General features: G+C 76.7%; 9 protein-coding genes. All 9 read left to right on the plus strand.

Annotation, left to right across the window (positions count from 1 at the left end; genetic code table 11):
- Window positions 1-61 precede the first annotated feature (61 nt).
- The 9 genes from ACZ62B_RS27410 to ACZ62B_RS27450 are packed head-to-tail and all read left to right on the plus strand — an operon-like array spanning window position 62 to window position 20,655.
- Window positions 62-4,090 carry a non-ribosomal peptide synthetase gene (locus ACZ62B_RS27410; protein ID WP_469692404.1) on the plus strand — a complete coding sequence of 1,343 codons (4,029 nt, stop codon included), beginning with the start codon at window positions 62-64 and terminating at the stop codon, window positions 4,088-4,090.
- Window positions 4,087-10,854, plus strand: a complete 6,768-nt coding sequence (locus ACZ62B_RS27415) for an SDR family NAD(P)-dependent oxidoreductase (RefSeq protein WP_469692406.1) — start codon at window positions 4,087-4,089, stop codon at window positions 10,852-10,854. Before ACZ62B_RS27410 ends, ACZ62B_RS27415 begins: the two co-directional genes overlap by 4 nt.
- A 46-nt stretch (window positions 10,855-10,900) precedes the next feature.
- Entirely contained in the window at window positions 10,901-12,466 is a 1,566-nt protein-coding gene (locus ACZ62B_RS27420) for an ABC transporter substrate-binding protein (protein ID WP_344560217.1), read from the plus strand.
- Window positions 12,463-13,434, plus strand: coding sequence for an ABC transporter permease (locus tag ACZ62B_RS27425; protein WP_344560218.1), 972 nt, complete (start codon window positions 12,463-12,465; stop codon window positions 13,432-13,434). Before ACZ62B_RS27420 ends, ACZ62B_RS27425 begins: the two co-directional genes overlap by 4 nt.
- Complete coding sequence (locus ACZ62B_RS27430) at window positions 13,431-14,252, plus strand: ABC transporter permease (protein WP_468726981.1); 822 nt, start codon at window positions 13,431-13,433, stop codon at window positions 14,250-14,252. The genes ACZ62B_RS27425 and ACZ62B_RS27430 overlap by 4 nt, the downstream gene beginning before the upstream one ends.
- The gene (locus ACZ62B_RS27435; RefSeq protein WP_468888763.1) at window positions 14,249-15,865 is read left to right on the plus strand and encodes an ABC transporter ATP-binding protein; all 1,617 of its coding nucleotides are present in this window, start codon (window positions 14,249-14,251) and stop codon (window positions 15,863-15,865) included. Before ACZ62B_RS27430 ends, ACZ62B_RS27435 begins: the two co-directional genes overlap by 4 nt.
- On the plus strand, window positions 15,843-17,225 hold the full coding sequence (locus ACZ62B_RS27440; RefSeq protein ID WP_469692410.1) for a class I SAM-dependent methyltransferase: 1,383 nt from the start codon (window positions 15,843-15,845) through the stop codon (window positions 17,223-17,225). Before ACZ62B_RS27435 ends, ACZ62B_RS27440 begins: the two co-directional genes overlap by 23 nt.
- Window positions 17,222-18,643: a class I SAM-dependent methyltransferase gene (locus ACZ62B_RS27445; RefSeq protein WP_469692412.1), complete on the plus strand. Its 1,422-nt coding sequence runs from the start codon at window positions 17,222-17,224 to the stop codon at window positions 18,641-18,643. The genes ACZ62B_RS27440 and ACZ62B_RS27445 overlap by 4 nt, the downstream gene beginning before the upstream one ends.
- Window positions 18,640-20,655, plus strand: a complete 2,016-nt coding sequence (locus ACZ62B_RS27450) for a condensation domain-containing protein (protein WP_344560223.1) — start codon at window positions 18,640-18,642, stop codon at window positions 20,653-20,655. Before ACZ62B_RS27445 ends, ACZ62B_RS27450 begins: the two co-directional genes overlap by 4 nt.
- The last annotated feature ends 20 nt before the right edge of the window (window positions 20,656-20,675 follow it).

Consider the following 20,675-nt stretch of genomic DNA (forward strand, 5'->3'; position numbering starts at 1 on the left):
GCCTCCCCCGGATCTCTCTGCGGGGGAGGCGTCGCCCTGCCCGCCTTTCGACGGAGACCGGATGGACCACCCTGTGCCGAGCGACGACCTCCTTGCCCGCGTCATCGACTGCATCGCCGAAGTCCTCGGCACACCACCCCACGAGGTCCCGCGGACGACTCCGCTCGCGGCCCTGGGGCTCGAATCGTTCACCGCGGTGCGGCTGAGGCGGAGGATCCGCGAACGCACCGGCCGGGACCTGCCGTTGACCGCCCTCCTGGGTGACGGAGCGACGGCCCGCGCGGTGGCGGACCGCCTGCTCGCCGGTCACGCGCCGGAGAAGGCCACCGATCCCGAGCCCCTCGACGCCGAGGAGGCGGAGGAGGAGCACTTCCCCCTGACGCCCATTCAGGCCTCGTATCTGGCCGGGCGGGCCGAGGGCATGCCGCTGGGCGGAGTGGCCACCTTCTACTACCACGAGTACGACCGCACGCCCGGCGGCACGGACCCGCTCGTGGACGTGGCCCGGCTGGAAGCCGCCTGGAACCGACTGGTCGATCACCACCCGATGCTGCGCATGACGGTGGACGACCGAGGCCGCCAGCGCATCGCGGCCGCTCCCGGCCCCTACCGGATCGGCGTCACCGATCTGCGGGGCGGGTCCGCCGAGCAGGTGAGGGAAACGTTGTCCGCCCAGCGGCGGGAGCGTTCCCACCAGAACCGGCCCACGGAGTCGTGGCCGTTGTTCGACCTCCACGCCACACTCCTGCCCGACGGGCGGACCCGGCTGCACGTCGGCGTGGACGTGCTCCTGACCGACCTCACCGGCTGGATGCTGCTGATGCGCCAGTGGGGCCGCCTCGTCGCGGACCCCGGCCACCGGCTCCCCGAGCCGGCTGCCCGGTTCGCCGACCTCCAGCGCGCCCGCGCGAGGGACCCGGAGTGGGCGGCCCGGCGCGCCCGCGACCACGCCTACTGGACCGAACGGGCCCCCGGGCTGCCGCCGTCGCCGCGGCTGCCCCTGCTGCGCGAACCAGCCGACACCACCCCGCCCCGCTTCGTCCGCTCCGCCGCCGAACTCGACGCCGACACCTGGACCCGGCTGCGAGCCCGGTGCGCCGAGCACGCGGTCACGCCGACCGCGGCCCTGCTCGCGGCCTTCGCCGTCGTCCTCGGCCGGTGGGGAGCCGGGGAGCGGATCTGCCTCAACACCACCCTGTTCGACCGCCCGGAGGACGAGAGCGGGGCCGAGGGGGTGGTCGGCGACTTCACCACCACCGCCCTGGTCGGCACGCCGCGCTTCGACCCCGCCGACTGGAAGGGCTTCGCCGACTACGCCACCGCCGTCAACCACCGCTTCTGGGAGGACCTGGACCACCGGTCCGTGTCCGGTGTCGAGGTGCTCAGGGAACTGCGGGGGCGGAACTCGCCGCCGGCGGGAGCCCCCAGCCACCCGGTGGTGTTCACCAGCGGGGTGGGTCTCGCGGGCGCCGGGGAGCCTCCGGCGTCCTGGATCGGACAGGAGGTGTACGGCATCTCCCAGACCCCGCAGGTCCTGCTCGACCACATCGTGTGGGACGAGGGCGGACGCCTCCGCCTGGCCTGGGACGCCGTCGAGGGGGCGTTCCCCGACGGCTGGGTACCGGCCCTGCTCGACGCCTTCGTACGCCTGCTCCACACCCTGACGGACCCCGACGCCTGGCACGACACCACCCTGGGCTGGGACCCGTCCTTCCACCCCGAGGAGCCCCTGGACGCCACTCCCTTCCCGGCCGCGGGTCCGCTGCTGCACGATCCGGTCACCGACGCGGCCCGGCGGCATCCGCGACGGCCCGCCCTGCGCACCTCCTCCACCACCGTCACCCACGCCCGCCTCGCGGACAACGCCGCCGCCACCGCGGCACTGCTGGCCGCACACGGGGTGGGGCCCGGCGACATGGTCGCCGTCGCCTGCGAGAAGGGCACCGCGCAGATCACCGCCGTACTCGGCGTCAGTCTGAGCGGGGCGGGCTACCTGCCGGTCGAACCCTCCTGGCCGGCCGCGCGGATCGCCGCCGTCTGCGAACGGGCCGGGGTCCGGCACGCACTGACCGGCCGCGGCGTGCGGACCGGCTGGCCCGACGGCGTCACCGTTCACCGCCTGACCGCCGCGGGGCGCCCCGCCCGCACCGCCGCGGGCTCCACCGACCCCGCGGCACCGCTCACGGCCCCACGTCCCGAGGACGTCGCCTACACCATCTTCACCTCGGGTTCCACCGGCAGCCCCAAGGGCGTGGAGATCGAGCACCGGGCCGCGCGCACGACCGTCGACGACATCGTCGACCGGTTCGCCATCGGCCCCGACGACCGGGTGCTGGCGCTGTCGGCGCTCAGCTTCGACCTGTCCGTGTTCGACGTCTACGGCGTCCTCGGCGCCGGCGGCTGTCTGGTGCTGCCCGACCCCGCCCGGCAGCGCGACCCGCAGCACTGGCTCGAACAGGCCGGCCGGCACGGCGTCACCGTGTGGAACACCGCGCCCGCCCTGCTCGAAATGCTCGTCGAGTACGCGGAGATGGAACCGGAGGAGGCCGACGAGGCGCTGCGCACCCTGCGCCTGGTGATGCTCTCCGGCGACTGGATCCCCCTGACCCTGCCCGACCGGCTGCGCCGGCTCGCCCCGCAGGCGGAGGTGATGAGCCTGGGCGGGGCCACCGAGGCGTCCATCTGGTCCATCACGTATCCGGTGGGACACATCGATCCGGGGTGGCGCAGCATCCCCTACGGCCGGGCACTGCGCGGCCAGAGCTTCTTCGTCCTCGACGAGGACGGCGCGCCCTGCCCGGTGGGCGAGGCGGGGGAGCTGTTCATCGGCGGCGACGGGCTGGCCCGCGGCTACACCGCCGATCCGGTCCAGACCGCCGAGAGGTTCGCCGTCCATCCCGTACTGGGCCGACGGCTGTACCGCACCGGGGACCTCGGCCGGTGGACCGCCGGGGGCACCATCGAGTTCCTCGGGCGCGTCGACCGGCAGGTGAAGATCCGCGGGCACCGCATCGAACTGGGCGAGGTGGAGGCGGTGCTGGCCCGCCATCCGGCGGTCCGCCAGTGCGTGGTGTCGTCGGTGCGCGGCCCCGACGGACGGCCGCGACTGGTGGCGCACCTGGCGCACCGGGGCGCGAGCGAACCGCCGACCGCCCAGGAGCTGGCGGACGTCCTGCGCGAACGGCTGCCCGACTACATGGTGCCCGGCCGGTTCGTGATCCTGGACCGGCTGCCGGTGACGGCCAACGGCAAGATCGACCACGCGGCGCTGACCGCCGCACCCACCGATGACCGGCCCGCCGGTGCCGACGGGCCGGCCCCGGCCACCGCGGCGGAGGACGGGCCCACCGCGACACCGCGCGCGGTCCCGGCCGGCTCCGCCGCCGAACCGGCACCGGACGGGGACTGGGTCGCCGCCGCGCTGGCCGAGGCGACCGCCCTGGGCCTGGAGGCCGCCGTCGTGGTCCGGCCCGGACGGCTCCGGCCGGACCAGGCGCTGGAGGCGTCGGCCCGATGGCTCCGGCACGTGGCGCGAACCACCGACGGCGAGGCCGCGGTGCCGCTCCTGGGCCCCGCGGGACTGGCGGAGGTGGTCTGCCGCCCCCGGGCAGGGGACTCCCCGGCGCCCTCCCCGTCCACCGGTCCGGCGCCCGGCGCCCCGGCCCCGGAACGGTACGGCACCGAACCGGGCCGGGGGCCCCGGCACCGCGGGCCGGGCCCGGCGGCGCCCGTGGCACCGGCCGTACTGGAGGCCCTGACCGGCATCCTGGCCGACTTCACGGACGTGCCGGTGACGCCCGACAGCACCTTCGAGGAGCTGGGGGCCACCTCCCTCACCCTGGTCCTCACCCACCGCAGGCTCCGGGAGGGCATCGCGCCCCGGCTTGCACTGGCGGACATGTTCGAGCACCCCACCGTCGCGGCCCTGGCCGCCCGCATCACCGCCCAAAGCGCACCGGACACCGACCGGGCCACCACCGCCGCCGGCACCGACGCCGTCGGGTCCCCCGCGTCCCGGCGGTCCGAACGGCCCACGCGCAGAACGTCCCGCGTCGCCGCACGCGCCCTGGCCGAGGAGACCACACGATGACCGAACCGACGCCCTCCCGGGGAGACCTGCCGGACACGCCCCGGCCCGGCGACGAGGCCGGTGACGACCTGATCGCGGTCACCGCCCTGGACTGCCGGTTCCCCGGAGCCCCCGGCACGGCGGCCTACTGGGACCTGCTCGTGGCCGGCCGCAGCGGACTGACCCGGCACGGCGAACGGGAACTGGCCGAACGCGGCGTCCCGGCGGGACTGCTGGCCAACCCCGCTCACATACCCGTCAGTGGGGTCATCGACGGACAGGACCTGTTCGATCCCGAGCCGTTCGGCCTGACCGACGCCGAAGCGGCCGTGATGGACCCCCAGCAGAGGCTCTTCCTCGAAGCGTGCCTGCGCGCCCTGGAGAGCGCCGGACACGGCGGCGGTGCCGGCGCGGGCGCCGTGGGCGTCTTCGCCGGCGCCGCCCACAGCGACTACCTCACCCGCAACCTCGCCGACCGGTACGCCGCCTCCGCCACCGATCCCGTCGGCAGCCTCCAGGCGGCCCTCGCGGGCGTGGCCGACTACCTCCCCCTGCACGTCGCGCACCGCCTCGCGCTCACCGGACCCGCCGTCGCGGTCGGCACCGCGTGTTCGACCTCGCTGGTGGCGGTGCACCTGGCGGCCCAGTCCCTGCTGGCGGGGGAGTGCGACACCGCCCTCGCCGGCGGCGCCTCCCTGATCGTCCCGCAGGGCAGGGGCTACCTCCACGTCCCCGACGGGATCTTCTCCGCCGACGGGCACGTCCGCACCTTCTCCGCCGAGGGCACCGGCATCGTGCACACCCAGGGCGTCGGTGTGGCCGTCCTGCGGCGGCTGCGCGACGCCCTCGCCGACGGCGACCCGGTGCTGGCCGTCCTGCACGGCTCCGCCGTCAACAACGACGGCGGCGACCGCACCGGCTTCACCGCCCCCTCGCCGCGCGGACAGGCCCGTGCGGTCTCCGAGGCGCTCGCCGTGGCCGGTCTCACGCCCGGGGACATCACCTACGTCGAGGCCCACGGCACCGCCACCCGCCTCGGCGACGTCGTCGAGGTCGCCGCGTTGCGCCGCGTCTTCGGCGACACCGGCCCCGCCTGGTGCGCCCTGGGCTCGGTCAAGAGCAACATCGGGCACGCCAACTCGGCCGCCGGCATCGCCGGTTTCGCCAAGACCGTCCTCGCCCTGCACCACGGCGTACTGCCGCCCACCCTGGACGCCCTGCCCCTCAACCCCGACCTCCGGCTGGACGACTCGCCCTTCACCGTCGTCCACGAGGCCACCGACTGGACCGGGCCCCGGTACGCGGGCGTCAGCTCCTTCGGCATCGGCGGCACCAACTGCCACGTCGTCCTGGGCAGCGCCCCCGTCCGGCCGGAACCCCCCGCCGATCCGCGCCCGCAGCTCGCCCTGCTCAGCGCGCACCGCGACGACGCCCTCGCCCGCCTCGCCGAGGCCACCGCGACCACCCTGCGCACCACCCCGGCCGACCCCGCCGACGCGGCCCACACCCTGCACACCGGCCGCGCGACGCTGCCGTACCGCGCCGCCGCCGTGATCACCGGAGCGGCGGAGACCGACGGCCGCGCCCTGCGCGCCGCCCCGCGGCGCCGTCCCGGCCCCACCCCGCCCCGGATCGTGCTGGCCTTCCCCGGCGGGGGAGCGCAGTACGCGGGCATGGGGCGCGAACTGTGCGCAGAGGAAGAGGAGTTCGACCGCACCGTGCGCGAGTGCGCCGGCCTCTTCGACGACGGGACCGGCACCGGCCTCAGCGCGCTGATCACCGCCGACCCGTCCGACGAGCACGCGCGCCGGCTGCTGCGCGACCCCGCCCACGGACTGCCCGCCCTGTTCACCGTCTCCCTGGCCGCCGCGCGCACGCTGCGCTCCTGGGGCGTGGAACCGGACGCGGTGGTCGGCCACAGCCTCGGCGAGTACGTGGCCGCCGTGCTGTCCGGCGCCCTGTCCCTGCCCGACGCCGCGACGCTGGTGGCGGTCCGCTCGCGCGGCATGTCCCGTGCGGCCGGCGGCGGGGTGATGCTGACGGTCCCGCTGACCGAGCGGCAGACCCTCGACCTGCTGGCCGGACATCCCGGACTGGATCTGGCCGCCGTCAACGGCCCGCGGTCCTGTGTGGTGTCCGGACCCTCGCCGGCCGTGGCCGAAGTGGAGCGGGCCCTGACCGCACGCGGCGAGCGCACCGTGCGGCTCTCCCTCGACGCGGCTGCCCACTCGCGCCTGGTCGACCCGGTCCTGCCCGAACTGCGCGCGGCCGCCCGGGCCGTCCGGGCGCGTGTTCCCGGCATCCCGCTCGCCACCACCCTCACCGGGAAACTGCTGGACACCGCTCCGGGCGCCGACCACTGGGTGGCGCACCTGCGCTCCACCGTGCGCTTCTCCGACGCCCTGGCCACCGCCCTGGGCGACGGGCCGGCCGTCCTCGTCCAGGCGGGACCGGGCGGCGCACTGCTCCAACTGGCCCGACAGCAGGGCCACCGGCGGCTCCTGGCCACCCTGGCCGCCTTCCCCGACCGCGAGCAGCCCGGCGGAGGACGTGCCGCACTGCTGGCGGCCGCCGGAGAGCTGTGGACGCACGGGGTCCCCCTGGACGCCGCGGCCCTGCACCGCCCGGGGCGACGCCGTGTCGTCCTGCCGGGCCTGCCCATGGAGCGCCGCAGGCTGTGGATCGATCCGCCGGCCGCCACGCAGCCCGGCACCGTGGCCGGCCCCGGTCACGGTGCCGGGCAGGCCGCCCCGGACGAGTCCGAGCCCTTCCAACTGCCCGTCTGGCGGCGCACGCCCCCCGTCGAGGCGGAACGGCTGGCACTGCGGGGCCGCTGGCTCGTGGCCGGCCCTCCCGGCTCGCCCTCGGCCGAGCGGGTGCGCGCCGCGCTCGCCGCCGCCGGGGCCGGCACCGTCACCCTCGACGAGGCGGTCCGGGACCCCGGCACCCCGTGCGAGGGCATCGTCGTGATCGGCCCGTACGGTGACACCGGCGACGACCCGGCCGAAACCGTCAGCGCGTCGGTCCTGCACTACGCGGAGGTGGCGCGGGCCGCCGCCTCCTGGGCGCACCGCACCTGCCTGCTGCACCTGAGCCACAACGCCCAGCAGGTGGAGAGCACCGACCGGCCCACCGCCCACGCCGCCGCCGGCCTCGCCGTGCCCCGCGTCCTCGCCCAGGAGTTCCCGGGCCTGCGCTGGCGCTCGGTGGACCTGCCGGCCGGCCCGCCGCACGCCGACGACGTACGGACCGTGCCGGCGGAGGCCGCCGACCTGCTGGCGGGAGGCCCGAACGGCGTCGAGTGCGCCCTGCGCGGCGGACACCGCTGGACGCGCGGCGTCACCCCCTGGCGGCCGTCCGCACCCGCGCCGGACACGGACGGCCAGGCCGTCACCGACGGCGGGACGGGCACGGCGGTGGTCCTCGGCGGACTCGGGGACGTGGGCCTGGCCCTGGCCGGGCACCTGGCCCGCTCCGGACGGCGGGTCGTGGTGACCGGCCGCACCGGGCTCCCCGCGGACCCCGCCCCCGGCAGCACCGAGGCCGAACGGGCGGAGACGATCCGTGACCTGCGGGACTCCGGCGCCGACATCGAGGTCCGTGCCGCGGACGCCGCGGACACCGCCGCCACGACGGAACTGCTGCGGGAACTGACCGACCGCGACGGCCCGCTGGACCTGGTCGTGCACGCCGCGGGCGTGGTCGCCTCCGCCGCCGTCGCGCCCCTGCGGGCCACCGAGGAACAGGCCGTGCGCGCGCACGCGCACGCCAAGGTCACCGCGGCCCTCGCGCTGCGCGACGCCGTGCACGGACTCCCGCCCGGCCACCGCCCGGCCACCGTCCTGCTGATGTCCTCCGCCACGGCGTTCGTCGGAGGTCTCGGCCTCGCCCCGTACGCCGCCGTCAACCGCTACCTGGACGCCCTCGCCGAACACGAGCACCACGCGGACCCGGACGCACCCCGCTGGATCAGCGTGGCCTGGGACGGCTGGCGCGTCGGGCCCGGCCGGAGCGAGCGCACCGTCGCCTCCCGGCACTCGATCGGCCTGGCGGACGGCATGCGCACCGTGGACCGGCTGCTGGCGCTCGCGGCCGGCGGCCGTGCCCCGGCCTCCGTCGCCGTCTCGCCGGCCGACCTCGCGCCCCGCACCGCGGGCACGCCCGCCGCCGTACCCGCCCTCGCCGCACCGGCTCCCGGCGCGCCCACGGCGGAGCCGTGGGCCGGTGGGGGATTCACCACCGGTGCGGAGAGGCTCCTGGCGGGGGTCTGGTCGGACCTGCTGGGCTTCCCCGTCACCGACCGCGACGCCGACTTCTTCGCCCTCGGCGGGCACTCCCTGCTGGCCACCCGGATGCTCGCCCGGCTGCGCGACGACCACGGCGCCGACCTGCGGCTGCAGGACCTGCTCGCCCGGCCCAGCGTCGCGGCCCTGGCCCCGATGCTGCCCGGCGGGGAGTCCCAGCGGGCTCCCGCCGCGCCCCGGACCGCGGGCGGTCCGTCCCCGCGACCCGGGGACGGGCCCCGGGAGTTCCCCCTCACCCGGGTGCAGCACGCCTACTGGGTCGGCGGATCGGGCGGTTACCGCCTCGGCGACGTCCCGTGCTCCTTCCACCTGGAGTACGACTGTCCCGGCCTGGACACCGACCGCTACGAGACGGCGTGGAACGCGGTCGTCGCCCGCCACCCGATGCTGCGCGCGGTCGTCTCACCGGAAGGCCGCAACCGGGTGCTCGACAAGGTGCCCCCCTACCGGATCCGGGTGCAGGACCTGACGGAGGACGACGACGCCGAGCGCGCCCGGAAGCTGGAGCGCGTGCGCACCCGCATGGTGCGCCGCGAACCCCGCCCGGGCCGCTGGCCCCTGGTCGACATCAGGGCCGCCCGGCTGCCCGGCGACGTCGTCCGGCTGTTCGTCAACGTGGACGTGCTGGTGTGCGACACCGCCAGCTACCTGATCTGGGACCGCGAACTGCGCACCCTCTACGACGACCCCGACGCCCGGCTGCCGTCGCTGGAGACCACCTTCGCGGACTGCGTGGCCGCGCTCGAGCGCCGCGCCGAGGGCCCGGAGCACGCGCGGGCCGCCGCCTACTGGCGGGCCAGGCTGGACGACCTGCCCGGCGCGCCCGCGCTGCCCGTCCGGGCCGGGAGCCCCGGGGACCGGCCCCGCTTCGCACGGCGCACCGCCCGTCTGGAGCCGGACCGCTGGAACGCCCTCAAGGCCGAGGCCGCCCGGCGCGGGCTGACCCCCACGGCCGTCCTGCTGGCGGCCTACGGCGAGGCCCTCGCCGACTGGTCGGGGCAGGACCGCTTCGCCGTCACCCTCACCCTCTTCGACCGGCCCGCGCACCTTCCCGGGGCGGACGCCGTGGTCGGTGACTTCACCTCGCTGATGCTGCACGAGGTGGACCGCTCGGACACCCGCCGCTTCGCCGACGCCGCCGTACGGGCCCAGCGCACCCTCTTCGAGGACCTGGACCACCGGGAGTTCTCCGCGCTCGACCTGCTGGCCGAGAAGTCCTCCCGCACCGGCCGCACCGAGTCCGTTCCCGTGGTCTTCACCAGCGCCCTGGGCCTGTCCGGGCCGCTCGGCGGCGGACACGACCTGGACTGGGCGGGCACACCGGTGTACGGCGTGAGCAGCACCCCGCAGACCTGGCTGGACCACCAGGTGATCGAGCAGCACGGGGCGCTCCTGCTCCAGTGGGACGTCCTGGAGAACGCCCTGCCCGCCGACGAGGCGGACGCGGCGTTCGCCGCCTACACCGAGCGGGTGCGCCGGCTGGCCGACGCGCCGCGGGCGTGGGACACCGAGGAGCCCCGCACCGCGCCCGCCGCCCCGGCCCGTGCGCCGCGGCGGCCGGCACCCACCGCGGGGAAGCGGACCGTTCCCGGCCCGGCCCCCGACACCGACGCGGCCATGCTGCTGCGCGACGGCAACGGCGACCGCCCCCTGTTCCTGATGCACCCCTCCGGCGGGGACGTACTGTGCTACGGCGAACTCGCCCGGCTCCTCACCGACGGCCGGCCCGTCGTGGCCCTCACCGACCCCGCCCTGACCGGCGGCACCGGGCCGCGGACCATCGCCGAGACGACCGACCGCTACCTCGCGGCGCTGCGCGTCCACCAGCCGCAGGGCCCCTACCTGCTGGGCGGCTGGTCGATGGGCGGCACGGTCGCCCACCAGATGGCCGTGGAACTCCGGCGCCGCGGTGAGCGGACCGACCTCCTCGTCCTGATCGACTCCAACACCCCCGACCGCATCCGGGCGCTGGGCGGCACCGACCGCGCCCAGGACACCGCCTTCGCGGCCGTCCGCTACCTGCGCTCGCTGGAGGCGTTCCTCGACCTCGACCTGGACCTCGGCCCGGACGCGGAGACCATCCGTACCGCCCCGGACCCGGCGGCGGTACGCCGGACGGTCACCGAACGGCTACGAGCGGCCGGTCTGCTCGGGCCGCGGGACACCGCCGACACCCGCCTCGAGGTCTTCGAACGTCACCTGCGGGCCCTGGCGGACCACCGGGCCGGACACCTCACCGACCCGGCCACCCGCCTGCTGCTCATCGCCGCGTCCCGTCCCGCGCCGCACAACGCCGGCGTCGGCATGGGCGTCGACGACGCCGCGGACCTGCCGGCCCTGGGCTGGCTGCCGCACGTCAGCGGCCCCGTCGACGCCCACACCGTCGAAGGCCACCACTACTCCCTGCTGCACGACCCCGCGGTCCGGCGGACCGCCGCCCTGATCGACCGGGCGCTGGCCGCCGTACACACCGGCCGGTGAGCCCGGCGGCCACTCCTGCCCCCCGAACCCCTCGCGGAAAGCAACCATGCACCAGCACCCGTCATCCCGCAGCCCCCTGTCCCGCAGATCCGCCCTCACCGCCCTCGGAGCGGTCGGCGCCCTGCTGCTGAGCGCCTGCTCCGGCACACCCGCCGCCGACACCCCGGCCTCCCGCACCGGCGCGCCCGTCGACGGCGGCACCCTGCGGTACGCCGTCGCGGGGTCACCCGCCACCGCCAGTGACGACCCGCACGGCGGCCTCGGCAACGAGTCCGACGTCCTGCGCTTCGCCCTGACGTACGACGTCCTGACCGTCCCCGGCGAGGACGGGGAGACCCGGCCGCGGCTCGCCACGTCGTGGAAGCCCAACGACGCCATGGACCGCTGGACCCTCACCCTGCGCGAGGACGCCCGCTTCACCGACGGCGAGCCGGTGCGCGCCGCCGACGTGCTGTACTCCCTGCGGCGCATCGGCGGCAAGGCCGCCGAGAACTACGGCCGGCTCGCCGACTTCGACATGGCGAAGTCCACCGCCCCCGACGAGCACACCGTCGTCCTGGCCACCCGCGCCCCGATGGCCGACGCGCCCCGGGCCCTGGAGTCCGTCACCTTCGTGGTCCCGGAGGGCACCGAGGACTTCTCCCGTCCGGTCACCGGCTCGGGTCCGTACCGGGTGGAGCGGACCGGCGCCCAGACCACCGTCCTGACCCGCAACGACACCTGGTGGGGAGAGCGCCCGCACCTGGACAGGATCGAGATCCAGGCCGTCGCCGACCCGCAGGCACGGGCCAGTGCCGTCGTCTCCGGGCAGGCCGACGTCGCCGGCAGCGTCAGCCCCGCCGCGGTCAGGAGCGCCGGATCCCCGGCGAAGACCCAGGTCGTCCGGCGCGACGGAGTCACCGAGTACCCGTTCGTCATGCGCCTGGACACCGAGCCGTTCGACGACCCCAGGGTCCGTGAGGCGTTCCGCCTCGCCGCCGACCGCGAGGCCCTGGTCGACACCGTGTTCCTCGGCTACGGCAAGGTCGCCAACGACCTCCCCACCCCCTACGACCCCTCGGCCCCCGAGGACCTGCCGCAGCGCACCCGCGACGTGAGGAAGGCCAGGAAGCTGCTGGCCGAGGCGGGCCACGCCGACGGGCTGTCCGTCACCCTGCACACCACCACGTCCTACCCCGGCATGGACACCGCGGCCACCCTCTACGCCCAGCAGCTCTCCGACATCGGCGTCGACGCCGAGGTGAAGGTCGAGCCCGCGGACACCTACTGGACCGCCGTCTACGCCAAGAAGGCGTTCTACACCGGCTACTACGGCGGCATCTCCTTCCCCGACCTCGTCCGCGTCGGACTGCTGTCCGACTCACCGACCAACGAGACCGCCTGGCGCAGCGAGACCTTCGACGGCGGCTTCGCCAGGGCCATGTCGACCGCCGACGAGGCGCGGCGCGAGGAACTGCTCTCCGGCATCCAGCGCGAGCTGTGGGAGGACGGCGGCTACGTCGTCTGGGGCACCGGGGACGGCCTGGACCTCGCCGCGCCGGGCGTGCGCGGGCTGCCCGACGGGCCCGGGTTCCAGCGCATGTTCATCGACCAGGTGTGGATGGCCGAGTGACCCCGCGCGCTGCCGGCCGCGCCCTGCGCCCGGCCGGCCGGGCCGCCGCCCTGGCCGTCGCCGCCACGGCCGTGGTCTTCACGGCCACCGAACTGCTCCCCGGTGACGCCGGGGAGCTGAGGACGACGGGCCGGGCCACCGAAGAGGACGTCGCGGCGGAGCGGGAACGCCTCGGACTGGACCGGCCGGCCGCGGTGCGCTACCTCGACTGGCTGTACGGCCTGGCCCGGGGGGACCTGGGACACTCGCTGGCGGGCGGCAAGCCGGTGGCGACGCTGTTCGCCGAGCGGCTGCCCGCCACCGCCGTCCTGGTCGCGGCGGCGCTCGCGGTCACCGTGCTGCTGACCGCGACGGCCCTGACCGTGGCGTACCTGCGCGGCGGCCGGGGCGGCACGGCCGCCACCGGACTGGCCGCCGTGCCGCAGCCGGTCCACGCGGCGGTGCTCGGCGCGGTCCTGGCCGGGCCGCTGGGCTGGCTGCCCCCCGTCTCCCTGCTGCCGCCCGGCGGCTCCCCCCTGGCGGACCCCCGGCTCCTGGTGCTGCCCGCGCTCACCCTGGCGCTGCCCTCGGCCGCGTTCGCCACCGTCCTGCTGCGCGGGGCGCTGGGCGACGTCCTGCGCCGGCCCCACGTGGCCGACGCACGGCTGCGCGGCCTGCCCGCCCCGCTCGTGCTGCACCGGCACGTCCTGCCCTTCCTGTACGCGCCGGCGCTCCAGGTGACGGCCCTGCTGGCCGGCGGTCTCGTGGCGGGAACCGCCCTGGTGGAGACCCTGTTCGGCTATCCGGGCACCGGGCAGCTGCTGGTGTCCGCCGTCGCGGTGCGGGACGTCCCCGTCATCCAGGCCGCGGCCCTCCTCCCGGCCGCCGTCCTGCTGCTGGGCATGCTCCTGGCCGACCTGGCCGCCCGTCGCACCACGGTGCCGGGGGACCCCGGCCCGTCGGTGGCGGCGGCGGGGAGGACCGTATGACCGCAGCGCCTCCGCCGTTCTTCCCCGAGGCCGCCCGCCCTTCGGTGTCCGTGACCGCGGCCCTCACACTGCTGCTGTGCGTGCCGCTCGGCCGGTACGCCGCCCCGCACCCACCGGAGCGGACGGTCGCCGCCCCCTGGGCGCCGCCCGGCGGACGGCATCCGCTGGGCACCGACGCCCTGGGACGCGACGTGCTGTCCCGGGTCCTGGCCGGAGGCACCCAGCTCCTGACCGTGTCCCTGCTCGCCGCGCTCGCCGCCGTCGTCTGCGGCACGGGCCTCGGCCTGGCCGCGGGCTGGTCGGGCGTCCGCACCGCCCGCACCGTACGGGCCCTGTGCGACCTGCTGCTGGCCGTCCCCGCCCTGGTCCTGGCGCTGGTGCTGGCCACCGCGCTGCCGGGGGCGACGGCGGTCGTCGTGGCGTCGGTGCTCGCGGGAGCCCCGCTGACCGCGCGGGTCGTCGCCACGCAGTGCGCGCAACTGCGCGACAGCGGGCACGTGCACGCCGCCGTCGAACGCGGCGAGCGCACACCCGCCGTGCTGCTCCACGAGGTGCTGCCCGCCCTGCGCCGCCTGGTCGCCGCCGACGCCGGGCTCCGGCTCGTCACGGCACTGCAGATCGCCGCGGCCCTCGCCGTGCTCGGCCTGGGACCCCAGCCCCCGGACCCGGACTGGGCCCTGATGCTCAGTGAGAACCTGCCCGGCGCCGCGCTCAACCCCTGGGCTCTGCTGGCGCCGGCGATCCCCCTGGCGGGCTGCGCCTGGGTGTTCGCCGCGGCGGCCCGGACGGCCGCCCGCGCTCAGGGGGAGGCGGCATGACGGCCCGTGCCCACGAGGGGCCCGTTCCCGCCGGCGCCCCGCTGCTGGCGGCCGACGGCCTGAGCGTTCGCCGTGCCCTCGACGGCGCCACCGTGCTGCCACCGGTCGACGTCCGCGTCGGCCCGGGGCAGGTGCTGGCCGTCACCGGCCCGTCCGGCGCCGGCAAGTCCACGCTGCTGCGCGCCCTGCTCGACGTCCTCCCGGACGGACTGCACCGCGCGGCGGGCACCGTGCGCTGGCGCGGTACGACGGTGCCGCGGGGCCGGGAGGCCAGGAGGTGGCGGCGCGCCCGGTGCGGCTGGCTGGCGCAGGACCCCGGCGCGGCCCTCCATCCGCTGTGGCGCGTGGACCGGCTGATCGGCGAGGAGTTCACCGGTGACGCCACCGCCCGCGCCCGGCGGGTCGAGGCTTTGATGCGCCGACTGGGACTTCCGCCCGGGCTCGCCTCCCGGCGGGCGGGGGAACTCTCCGGCGGACAGGCCCAACGGGTCGCCCTGGCCCGGGCCCTGTGCGCCGATCCGGAGCTGCTCGTCCTGGACGAGCCGACCTCGGCACTGGACCGCGCGACGGCCGACCTGGTGGCCGAAGAGGTGCGCTCCCGCCGCGGGACCCCCGGCCGGTGCGTCGTCCTGGTCACGCACGACGCCCGGCTGGCCGCGGAACTGGCCGACCGGACCCTGGTGCTCGCCGCCGGCGCGCGCCCGGCCCCCGGTACGGACGCCGCCGCGCGGCACACGGCACGGACGACCGCCGCCGTGCGTGGACGGACGACGCGCGCCCCGTGGAAGGAGCCGCTCCGCCCGGCCGCCGGTCCCGCGCCGTCACAGGCCGGGCGTCCGCCCCGCACGGCGGCGGGCCCCGTCCCGTCCCCGGCGCCCGTGCTGTCGGCGCGGGGCCTGACCCTGCGCACCCCGGACGGCACACCGCTGCTCGCCGCCGGCGACCTGGACCTGCCGGCGGGCGGCTGGCTGGCCGTCACGGGACGGTCGGGCAGCGGGAAGACGACCCTGCTGCACGCCCTCGCGGGCCGCCGCCCGCCGGCCGCCGGACAACTCCTGCTGCACGGGCGCCCGCTGCCCCCCGGGACCCGCTCGCGTGACCGGCGGATGCTGCGCGCCGTCCAACTGGCCGGACAGGACACGGTGGCGGAACTCAACCCGGCGCACACCGTCGGCCGAGCGGTGGCCCGGCCGCTGAAGGTGTTCCACGGCACGACCGCGGCGGCCGGGCGGGAACGCGTACGGGAACTCCTCGAAACCGTGGGACTCCCTGCCGAGCTGGCCGGCCGCAGACCCGCGGCGCTCTCCGGCGGCCAGCGCCGCCGGGTGGTCCTCGCCAGGGCGCTCGCCGCAGGCCCCGACGCGCTGCTGCTGGACGAGCCCACCGCGGGTCTGGACCCGGACTCGGCACGGCTCGTCCTCGACCTGCTGGACCGGCTGCGGGAGGACGGCCTCGCCGTGCTGACCGTCACGCACGACGCCGGCACGGCCGCCCGGGCCGACCACGTCCTCCACCTGACCGGGCGCCGCCTGACCCCACGGCCGCACCCGGCCCCCGACCACCCCCTCGACGAGAGAACGGAGCACTCAGGTGTCCGACCACACGACGGCTGAGCACACCGGCCGGATCGCGGACCTGCTGGCCGCCCACCCCTGGGTGGCCCGGGCCCACCCCGCCCCCGACGGCGGCGTCCGGGTCGTCCCGCACCCGGACGCCGTGACCGCCGCCCCCGAGCCGGGCCCCCTGATGCGCGAGCACCTCGAGCAGTGGGCCGAGGTCTACGAGTGGACGTACGAGACGGCCGAGGGCCGGCACGCCGACGACCTCGACCTGTCCGGGTGGCGGGCCTCCGACACCGGAGCACCGCTGCCCGAAGCCCACATGCGGGACTGGGTGGAGCGCACCGTGGACCTCGTCCTGGCCCGGCGTCCGAGGCGGGTCCTGGAACTCGGCTGCGGCACCGGCCTGCTCGCCCACCGCCTGCACCCGCACCTGGACGGGTACGCCGGCACCGACGTCGCCCAGGTCGCGGTGGACCGCCTCACTGCCGCCGGCCTGCCCCGCACCGCGTTCGTCCGGGCCGCCGCCCACGAGACGGCCGCGCCCCGGGTGCGGGACGCCATGGACACCGCCTTCGGCCCCGGCGTACGCCCCGACTGCGTGCTGCTCAACTCGGTCACCCAGTGCTTCCCCGACCTGGCCTACCTGACCACCGTCCTGCACGGGGCGCTGTCGGCGGTCGAGGACGGCGGCACCGTGATCGTGGGGGACATCCGGCACTCCGGTCTGCTGCTCGACCACTTCGAACGGCTGGAACGGACCCGCGACCCCGAGGCGGACGGCACGACGGTCGCCGCGAGGGCCGCGGCCGCCGCCGAGGCGGACGAGGAACTGTCCTTCGCCCCGGCGGCCGTCGCCGCCGCGATCGCGGGCGGGCCCCGCCCGGTCCGCATGAGCGTGCACGCCCGCACCATGGCCGAGGACACCGAACTCACCCGCTACCGCTACGACGTCGTCCTGCGCGTCGGCCCGCCCGCCGACGGGCCGGGCACCCGGCACGTGCGCCGGACGCCCTGGGACGGACTCCGGGGGAGCGGTGTCCGGCAAGCGCTGCGCGACGCGCTCGCCGGCGCTCCCGTCGTCGTCCACGGCATTCCCAACGCCCTGCTCCACGACGCCCCCGGGGCGGTGACCCCGTACGCCCTGCGCGAGGCACTGCGGGGAGCGGACGCCGCCGTACTGCTCGACGCCGCCGACCCGCGCGCGCTGGCCGTGGCGGCCCCCGCCGACCGCGCGCCCGCCGCGGCCGAGGACTTCCCGGCGCCCTCCGGTCCGGTCGCCCACGAGCCGTTCCCCCTGTTCGTCCGGCGCCGTCTGCCCGAGGTGCTGCGCGACCACCTGCGCCGGGCCGAACCGGACACGGCCCCACCGGCGATCACCGTGGTGGACGTCATCGAGGACGGCCACGCGTGAACGGCGCACTCACCGACGAGACCCTCACCGGGCTGCCCGGCGTGACGGACTGGCAGCTGGTGCACGGCGGCGGGCGGGACACCCTGCTGGTGGCGGGGCCGCCTCCGGCGGCGCGGGCGTCCTCCGGCCCCGGCCGGGACGACGCCCGCGCCGCCGACCGGGCCGCGGACACCGGTGACACCGCCGTCCGCGGTACCGATCCGGCCGTTCTCCCGGCACTGATGCGGCAGCTCGACGAGACCGCGCTGCTGACGACGGCCCGGGTGCTGGACCGTACCCGGCTGTTCCGCGGCGGCGGACGGCCCCGTACCGACGAGATCCTCGAAACCCTGGCGGTCGCACCCCGGCACGCGTGGATCGTGCGGCGCTGGCTGCGCACCCTGGCCGCGGAGGGCCGGCTCCACCTGGACGCGGCGACGGGCCGCCACCACTCCCTCGCGGTGCCGGACCGCCGCGACCACGCCCGGGCGCTGCGCGAGCTGGACGGCGCCTGCGCGGGCCTGGGCTACCCGGCGTCCATGACCCGCTTCTTCCGGGCCGCGGCCGAACGGCTCCCGCTGCTGCTCCAGGACCGCGCGTCCCTGCAGGAGGTCCTCTTCCCCGACGGGGAGACGGACACCGCGCAGGGCAACTACCGCGACAGCGTCCCCAGCCGCTGGGCCAACCACGCCGCCGCGTCCCTGGTCGCCGGCGAGTCCCGCCGCCGGACGGCGGCGGCCCCCCTGCGCGTCCTCGAAGCGGGCGCCGGCGTGGGCGGCACCACGGGAACCGTCCTGGAGGCACTCGGCGACACGCCCGTCGACTACCTGTTCACGGACGTCTCGCCGTTCTTCCTGCGGACGGCCAGGGACGTCTTCGGCGACCACCCCGGCCTGCGGCACGCCCTGTTCGACATCCAGGCCGACCCGTTCGAGCAGGGCCTGGAGCCGGAATCCCGGGACGTCGTCCTGGCGGCGAACGTCCTGCACAACGCGCGACACGTCGGACGCTGTCTGGCGGCCCTGCGGGAACTGCTGGCGCCCGGCGGGCTGCTGGTCCTGGTCGAGTCGTGCCGGGAGCACTACCAGGCGCTCACCTCCATGTACCTGCTGATGTCGCCCGCGCCCGGCGAACAGGAGTGGTTCACGGATCTGCGGGCCGGCCAGGACCGGGTCTTCCTCACCGCCGGGGAATGGGCACGGCAACTGGACGCGGCGGGCTTCGACCCGCTGCCCGTGCTGCCGCACGAGGAGCATCCCCTCGCCTCGATGGGCCAGCGCGTCATCGCCGGCCGCGCCAAGCCGCACGGCGCCCGCCCGGATCCCGGCCGCGTCCGTGCCGCGCTCGCCGGCCGTCTGCCCCCTGCCCTGCCCCTCCCACGGATTCACGCCGTGGACGACGTCATCCGCCCCGCCGACCCGACTGGAGCCCCCTGTTGACCCCCGCATCCGCACCCGAGCACACCGCCGAGCAGACCTCGGCCGACCTGGTCGACGCCGTCCGCGCGGTGTGGGCCGACGTCCTGGAGACCGACCTGGCCGGCGTACCGGCGGACGCCAGTTTCCTGAGCCTGGGCGGCGACTCCGTCCTGGCCGTCCGCATGGCCGCCGTGCTCCGCAAACGGCTGGGCACCCCGCTGGCGCTGGCGGACGTCCGCGTCGAACAGAGCGCCGCGCAGCTCGCCGCCCTCGTCCACGAACGCAGTACCGGATCGGGCACGGGTGCCCTGCGCCCGCTGCCCCTGGACCTGCGACGACGCGAGGACCCGGACGCGCCGTTCCCGCTCCTGCCGCTCCAGCAGGGCTACTTCGTGGGCCAGCAGGACGCCTGGGAGCTGTCCTACCGCTCCGCACACCACTACGTGGACATCGGGCTGGAGGACATCGACGCCGACGAAGCCCCCGAGGCGCTGCAGGACGCCCTGGAACGCCTGGCCGAGCACCAGGCCGTCCTGCGGGCCCGCATCCTGCCCGACGGCCGGCAACGCATCCTGCCCCTGGACGATCCGGAGGCGGTACCGCGGCTTCGGGTCACCGACCTGCGCGACGCCGACGAGGAGACGGCCGCCGCCCGGCTCGCGGAGACACGCCACGAGATGAGCACCGAGGGCCCCGACCCGTCCCGGGGCTGCGGTCTGGACATGCGCCTGACGCTGATGCCCGGGGACCGCGCCCGGCTGCACTCCTCGACCAGCCTGCTGATCATCGACGGATGGTCCTCGGGCGTCTTCTACCGCGACCTGTTCGCCCTGGTCTCCGACTACAACGCCGTCCTCGCGCCCCTGGACATCGACTACGGCGACTACGTGACGACCCTGCGGGACCTGCCCGGCACCGAGGCGTGGCAGCAGGACCGCGACTGGTGGTGGGAGCGCCTCGACGACTTCCCGCTGCCGCCGGCCCTGCCGCTGGTGGCCGACCCCGCCGAGGTGCGCCCCACCCTGATGGGCACCCGGCAGGCGGTGCTCGACCCGGAGCGCTGGTCGGAGCTGCGCCGGCTGTGCACCGACCACGGGGTGACCCCGTCCGCGGCGATGTTCGCCGCCTTCGCCGCCGCCGTCGCCCGGGCCTGCGGCCACCGCCGCTTCCTGCTCAACACCCTCCAGCTGAACCGCCTCCCGCTCCATCCCGACGTGTCCCGCCTGGTGGGAGCCTTCTCCTCCACCATGCTCCTGCCGGTCGACCTGCCGGCGGCCCCCGTCTTCGCCGACCTCGCCGGCCGCGCCCAGCAGGACATCGGCGACGCGCTCGCCCACAACCTGATCACCGGCGTGGAGGTCTCCCGCGAACTGGGCCGCCGTCGGGGCACCCACCGCCCGGTGGCACCCGTCGTCTTCCAGTCCACCCTGGGCGTGGACGCGGCGCTGGGCAGCGAGGTGCCCCAGGAGGCCGGACCGCTGGGCGCGATCGACCTGCTGAGCCACCACCAGCAACTGCGCACGCCCCAGGTGGCCCTGGAGGTGCGGCTGTTCGAGCTGCGCGGCGAACTGGTGGTCGTCTTCTCGCTGGTGGAGGAGCTGTTCGCGGGAGCGGATGTCGACCGGATGTTCGCCGACCTCGTGGCGACCGTGGAATCGCTGGTCGAACCGGCCGGCTGGGCCGCCGTGGTCGAACTGCCCGACGCGGTCGACGGTGAGCGGGCCGGGCCGGACCGGCAGGCGCCCGGCCGGCGCCTGTCCGTACCCGCGGCGGCGGCCGGCGGAGCGGAGCCGGGACCGCCCAGGGACGACGTGGAGCGGGCCGTCGCCGCGCACTGGCGGAAGCTGCTGGACTGCCCGGTGGAGGAGCGCACCGCCGACTTCTTCGCGCTCGGCGGTGACTCGCTGCTCGCGGTGCGGATGCTCGGGTCGCTCGCGCGGGAGGGGCTGGGGCGGGCGACGCCCCGCCGCTTCCTCCGGCAGCCCACGGTGGCCGGACTCGCCGCCGCTCTCCGCGAACCGGACGACCGGTGAGAAGGGTGCGGCGGGGGCGG

It is taken from the genome of Streptomyces sp. NPDC053426, assembly GCF_055585405.1.

Coding starts and splice junctions, on each gene's coding strand:
- ACZ62B_RS27410 (WP_469692404.1), top strand. CDS start 62: ATGGACCACCCTGTGCCGAGCGACGACCTCCTTGCCCGCGTCATCGAC.
- ACZ62B_RS27415 (WP_469692406.1), top strand. CDS start 4,087: ATGACCGAACCGACGCCCTCCCGGGGAGACCTGCCGGACACGCCCCGG.
- ACZ62B_RS27420 (WP_344560217.1), top strand. CDS start 10,901: ATGCACCAGCACCCGTCATCCCGCAGCCCCCTGTCCCGCAGATCCGCC.
- ACZ62B_RS27430 (WP_468726981.1), top strand. CDS start 13,431: ATGACCGCAGCGCCTCCGCCGTTCTTCCCCGAGGCCGCCCGCCCTTCG.
- ACZ62B_RS27435 (WP_468888763.1), top strand. CDS start 14,249: ATGACGGCCCGTGCCCACGAGGGGCCCGTTCCCGCCGGCGCCCCGCTG.